General features: G+C 66.3%; 3 protein-coding genes. All 3 read right to left on the bottom strand.

Annotated features, from left to right (window positions below):
• Positions 1 to 80: 80 nt before the first annotated feature.
• Positions 81 to 788, bottom strand: coding sequence for an HAD-IA family hydrolase (locus G4L39_RS10325; protein WP_165108011.1), 708 nt, complete (start codon positions 786 to 788; stop codon positions 81 to 83).
• 7 nt (positions 789 to 795) lie between these two features.
• Complete coding sequence (locus tag G4L39_RS10320) at positions 796 to 2,916, bottom strand: prolyl oligopeptidase family serine peptidase (RefSeq protein ID WP_165108010.1); 2,121 nt, start codon at positions 2,914 to 2,916, stop codon at positions 796 to 798.
• Positions 2,917 to 3,140: 224 nt separating this feature from the next.
• Positions 3,141 to 5,879: a pectate lyase family protein gene (locus G4L39_RS10315; protein ID WP_165108009.1), complete on the bottom strand. Its 2,739-nt coding sequence runs from the start codon at positions 5,877 to 5,879 to the stop codon at positions 3,141 to 3,143.
• Positions 5,880 to 6,000: the final 121 nt, after the last annotated feature.

Raw genomic sequence — 6,000 nt, 5'->3', positions numbered from 1 at the left:
GTGTTTGTGGCTGGCGGCGGCGGTGAGCGGGGCGGTGGCGTTGGTTTGGTAGGCGGGGGCGGCGGGCCGGGGAGGAGGGGTTAACGGCGGCGGGATGGGAGGAACCCGGCCAGCCGGAGCCATGCGGGCAGTTGTCGCAGGGAACCGATTTTCCGGGCGGTGGGTGCGGGTGTACCCGGCTGGAGCAATACGCTTTGCAGGCCGGCCTGGCGGGCGCCGAGGAAATCGTGGTGGAGGTCGTCGCCGACGTGGAGGATTTCCTGCGGGGCGAGGCCGAGGGCATCGGCGGCGCGGAGGAAGATGGCCGGGTCGGGCTTGGCGAATCCGACCTCGGCGGAGATGACGATGACGTCGAACGAGCCGGCCAGGTCCAGTGCATGCATCAGGGGACGGAGTCTGAGGTCCCAGTTGGAGATGATTCCGAGGCGGAACCCGTGGGCGCGCAGTTGTGCGAGTAACCCGGGCAGGTTGGGGTCGGGTTTCCAGACGTCCGGTTGGGCGAAGCGACGGTACAGCAGGCCGAAGAAGGTCCGGCTGGGAGGCTCGGGTACGAGCCCGGCGAAGGTCTCGTCCACGACGGCCATCCAGGCGGCGCGGGAATGGTTGAAGTGGTTTTGGCGGCGCCAGGCGCGTTGGAACCGGCGGTTGAGGAGGGCGGGATCGAATCGGCGGCCGGTCCATTGGGCTGCCACTGCAGCGTAGACGTGTCCCACGGAGGGCCGGACATGGAGGAAGGTCCAGCCGACGTCGAAGGTGATGGCGCGGAGGGTTGGGTTGCCCGCGGGCATGGTGGGGTCAACGCGTGGTGTGGTGCCAGGCGAAGGCCAGGCGGTCGGCGGCTTCTTCGATTTGTTTGGCGGTGGGTTTGCCGGCGCCGTGACCGGCGCGGGTTTCGATGCGGATGAGGACGGGCGGGCCGTTTCGGGCCTGGCATTCCTGGAGTCGGGCGGCGAACTTGAAGCTGTGGGCGGGCACGACGCGGTCGTCGTGATCGGCCGTGGTGACGAGGGTGGCCGGGTACCGCACGCCGGGGCGCAGGTTGTGGAGGGGCGAGTAAGCCAGCAGGTAGGGGAACTCCTCCGGGTTATCAGCGGAGCCGTACTCGACGGTCCAGGCCCAGCCGATGGTGAATTTGTGGAACCGGAGCATGTCCATGACACCCACGGCGGGGAGGGCGACGGCGAACAGGTCGGGGCGCTGGGTCATACATGCGCCGACGAGGAGTCCGCCGTTACTGCCGCCGGCGATGGCCAGGTGACGGGGTGAGGTGTAGCCGTTGGCGATGAGCCATTCGGCCGCGGCGATGAAGTCGTCGAAGACATTTTGTTTGTGCTGTTTCATGCCGGCCTGGTGCCAGGCTTCGCCGTATTCGCCGCCGCCGCGGAGGTTGGGCACGGCGTAGAGGCCTCCCTGCTCCATCCAGACGAGGTTGGGGACGCTGAAGGTGGGGGTGAGACTGATGTTGAAGCCGCCGTAGCCGTAGAGGAGGGTGGGGATTTTGCCGTTGGGTGCGAGGCCCTTGCGATGGGAGAGGAACATGGGCACGCGCGTGCCGTCCTTGCTGGTGTAGAAGACCTGTCGGGTTTCGTAATCGTCGGGGTTGAAGGGGAGTTTGGGTTGCCGCCAGACGGAGAGCGATCGGGTTTGGAAGTTGTACCGGTAGATGCGGCCGGGGACGGTGAAGCTGGTGTAGTGGAAGAAGAGGTCGGGGTCGTTGCGGCGGCCGGAGAGGCTGCTGACGGTGCCGAGAGCGGGCAATTCGATTTCACCGTCGGGGCGGCCGTCGAGGTGGAAGAGTTTGAGGCGGCTTCGTGCGTGGTGGAGGTATTCGGCGACGAAGCGGTTGCCCACGACGCGGACCTGTCGGAGGGTGTCCTCGCTTTCGGGGACCAGTTCGCGCCAGTGAGCGCGGTCCGGCTGGCGGATGTCAATGGCGACGATGCGGCCGCGCGGGGCGTCCAGGTCGGTGCGGAACCAGAACACGGGTCCGTCGTTGTCGATGAAGGTGAAATCGGCCTGGAAATCCGGGAGCAGTTCCACCACGGGGGCGTCGGGTTGGCGCAGGTCCATGTAGAAGATGCAGTTTTTCGGGTCGGTACCGCGGGTGACGCTGATGATGAGCCAGGCTCCGTCGTCGGTGACCTCGCCGTGGAAGCCCCATTCCTTTTGGTCGGGGCGGTGGTAGATGAGCCGGTCCTGATCCTGCGGGGTGCCGAGCCGGTGGAAGTAGAGCTTGTGATAGTAGTTGACGCCGGTGAGGCGCGTTTTTTCGTCGGGGGCATCGTATCGGCTGTAGAAGAAACCGGAACCGTCCCTGAGCCAGGAGGCGGCGCTGAATTTGACCCAGCGGACGTGGTCGGGGAGGTCCTGACCGGTTTGGACATCGCGAACGAACCATTCCTGCCAGTCACTGCCGGCCACGGAGCGGCCGTAGGCCAGCAGGCGACCGTCCTCGGTGGCGGTGGCGCCGGTGAGTGCGATGGTGCCGTCGGGCGACCACTGGTTGGGGTCCAACAAGGGCCGGGGAGGCGCGTCGAGTGCGTCGGTTACGTAGAGCACGGCCTGGTTTTGGAGGCCGTCATTTTTGGTGAAGAAGTAGAGGCCGCCGCGGCGGGCGGGCGGGCTGTAGCGTTCGAAGTTCCAGAGCTCGGTGAGCCGTTTGCGGAAGGTGTCGCGTTCCGGCAGGCGCGCGAGGTAGTCAAAGGTGACGCGGTTTTGGGCTTCGACCCAGGCTTTGGTTTCGGGTGCATGGTCGTCCTCGAGCCAGCGATAGGGATCTTCGACGAGGGTGCCGTGGTAATTGTCCACGACGGGTCGTTTGGCGGTGACCGGGTAACGTATGCGCGGGCCGGTGGTGACGCAGGCCAGCAGGGTCAACGCAAGGGCACAAGCCAGGAACAGCTTTACGGTCCACATGGGGCTCAGGTTGGCCGGGGCCGCGCGACGCGTCAAAACCGTTCCGCGGGACGGGGTTGTTCCCGGGCCCATGGGGGCCGCGGGGTGGACCGGGCGGCGCGACCGGTAGCAGGACCTCGTGCAGACGGTGGGCAGGTCCGCGCCGTGTGGATGAGCGCATTCAGAGGCCGGGCAGTGGCGCGGTCCGGCTGGCGGTTCCGCGGATTGGATGGCGGCCTGGCTGGTTACTCGGTCACGTAAGGGTACCGACCGGCTCCGGCATAGGTTTTCACGTAATACGGGACATGTTCGGTGGGTGTGAGGGTATAGGGATACAGGTCGGTGGTGAGGGTGGGGTCGGTGAGTTCGTCGGTGCCGTCGATGAGGACGACGCCGCGGGTCCAGACGCGCCAAGAGCAGTCGCGGGTGATATTGCCGCGGGCCAGGAGTCGTCCGGGGTTGCCGGTGGTGACGTAGCGTTCCCATGGGTTTTGGACGCCCACGAAGTAGTTGTTTTCCACGAGGACCTCGGCGTTGATGCGGGTGCGGATGCAGTAGTTGTTGCCGATGCAGTCGTAGTAGTTGTTGAAGACGTGCACGCGTCCGAATCGGACCGAGGGCATGCGCTCGCGGCAGTAGGGTCCGTACCAGTTGTGATGGAAGGTGACGTGGTAGGTTCCTGTATCGTCGTCGCTGGAAGCGATCAGGTTGACGAATTGGTGTTGGACGACCCCGTCGGGCACGGGCGCGTAGAAGAACTTGCACCAGGAGACGGTGACGTAATCGGCCCCCTTGGTGATGTCGAGGGAACCGTCCCGGCAGTCGTAGAAGGTGCAGTGATCCACCCAGACGTATTTTCCGGTGCCGTGGCTGCTGGTGTCGATGGTGATGCCGTCGGCGTTGGAGTGGTTGGTGGCGTTGAAGAAGAGGTTGGCGATGATGATGTTGGTGGCGGCGACGCGCAGGCCGCCGCCGTAAATCCCGGCGTTGGTACCGACGCCCACGATGGTTTTGTTGGGTTGGGTGATGTAGCAGTAATCGTCCGTTACGACGATGGGGCCGTGGACGCGGATGATCCACGGACCGGCCAACCGGCAGGCACCGCGCAGTTGCGCGAAGGTGGTGACGTTGGTGACGGACCCGCCCGTGCCGCCGGTCACACCGGCCGCGAATCCCATGAGGTTGGTCACGGGGGGAGCGGTGGGTACCTCGGTGACGGTGAGTGTTGCGGGACGGCTCCAGGCCGAGCCCCACCGGTTTTCGACCCGGACCTGGTAGGAACCGGCGTCGTTGGTGCGGACCTCGTTAATGACCAGGGCCGTCGAGGTTGCGCCCGGCAGGGGTGTGCCGTTTCGGTACCATTGATAGGTCAGCGGCAGGGTGCCCAAGGCCGAGACGGTGAACAGGGCCGTGTCACCCGCGGTGACGGCGAGGTCTTCGGGGTCGGTCACGATCCACGGGGCGGTGTTGGTGACCCGGAGCCGTGCGGGCGCGCTGGTGACGGAGTTGACGACGTTGGCCACGATGACCTGGTACTCCGCTTCGTGCACCGGGGCCGCGCCGGGAATGTGCAGAGTGGCATTGGTTTGGGCGGGAAGCGGCACGCCGTTGGAGAGCCACAGGTAGTGCAGGCGCGGGCCATTGGCGATGACCTCGAACGTGGCCGGCTCACCCGGGGCCACCATGAGAGAATGGGGTGCGATGCCGATGGATGGCGGCTCGAGTTTGGTACTCGAGTCGCCGGTGCGCAGTCGGTAGTAGGCCTGGTTCAGTGCCGGGGAACGCGGGGCCAGCAGTTGGATCCGGCCGGAAGGGTCCGTGGTGCCGTAATTCACGAGGAGCCAGTTGGTGCCGGGCGCAGTGGGGTCGGTGGAGCCCAGGAGTTGGACGAACTGGCCGGGGACCGGACTGCCGCCGATGACGCGGATGAAGTCCGGCTCCGCTTCCGCGAGGACCAGCGTGAGTTCGGCAAATGCCGGAGGCGCGCGGACCGTGAAGGGCTGACTTTGCGCCGGAGACCAGTTTTGGCCGACGCCTCCGGCCGCAGCCAACCATTGCCAGGTGCCCGGAGTTGAGATTTGAAGGTCATCAAAGGTGGCGCGGCCGTTCACGTCCGTAACCCGGGTCAAGGTCCCGGAGACGGCTGCGCCTTCGGGGGCCAGGGTCAGGGTGACGGGTACACCTTCCAGGGCCACGGCGGTTCCGGCCGCGGTTTGGATTTGGACGATGACGGGCGGCAGCGGGCGATCGGTGTAGCCGTCGGCCGGCCCGGTGAGGAACCCGAGGCGCGCAGGCACGGGCGGCCCGCCGAACGGGACCGCTTCCGCCCAGGTCCGGCCCAGGCGAAGTTCGTCCAGGAACTGGATGCCGCCGGACTGGGGCGTGGTGTAGAGCTGGAAAAAGTCCAGGGAGGCGGGGTCGGAGCCGCCGGTGACAAAGCCCAAGGACGTCGGCGGATTGGCTGCCTCGTAGGACGAAGCGGGCGGATCGACCCACAGGTCCACGCGATCGTTGCCGGGTTGGAACCGGTACCGGAAAACGATCAGGTGCACGCCGGGACCGAGGGGTGTGTCGGTGACGAATCCCGGGCTGGAGGATTTCTTGCCGATGCCAACCCGGCCATCCGGGGTGAGGAAGAGGCCGGCCTGGGGCGAGCTCTGGCTGGTGGAGTTGTTATCAAGAAAGGCGACCAACTGTGTACCGGGGGGCGGCGCGACAACTTGGAGGAGGAGCGAGACATAGATTTCCCGCCCGTCTTCAGCCGGCACGGTTTGAAAGGCCAGGACCGACCGCCGGGCGGTGCCGCTCGGGGCACGACGCACACCCCGCCCCTGCGCCACCGGGTAACCGCCCGGCGCGGTCAGGGCTGCGCTGTTGCTGACCGCCAGTTCAAACCCTGTACTGCCGGCCGACCATTGGGGAGCGCCCACGTCGTTCAGACGGCCCTCGGGGTAGTCAAAAGGCTCGTAGTAAGGCAGCGGCACAACGGCTTGAAGGGTGGCCAGGCCCAATGCCAGCCCAAAGGCCACAAGACTCGCCGCCGGCAGATTGCGGTTGCCGGCGGACGGACACAGAAGCCGACTGCGCGGATCCTGTGTGTCGCAG

Source organism: Limisphaera ngatamarikiensis (assembly GCF_011044775.1).
Classification (GTDB): Bacteria; Verrucomicrobiota; Verrucomicrobiia; order Limisphaerales; family Limisphaeraceae; genus Limisphaera; species Limisphaera ngatamarikiensis.
Note: the sequence above shows the minus strand (reverse complement) of the source record. Positions and strands in the feature narration are given on the sequence as shown.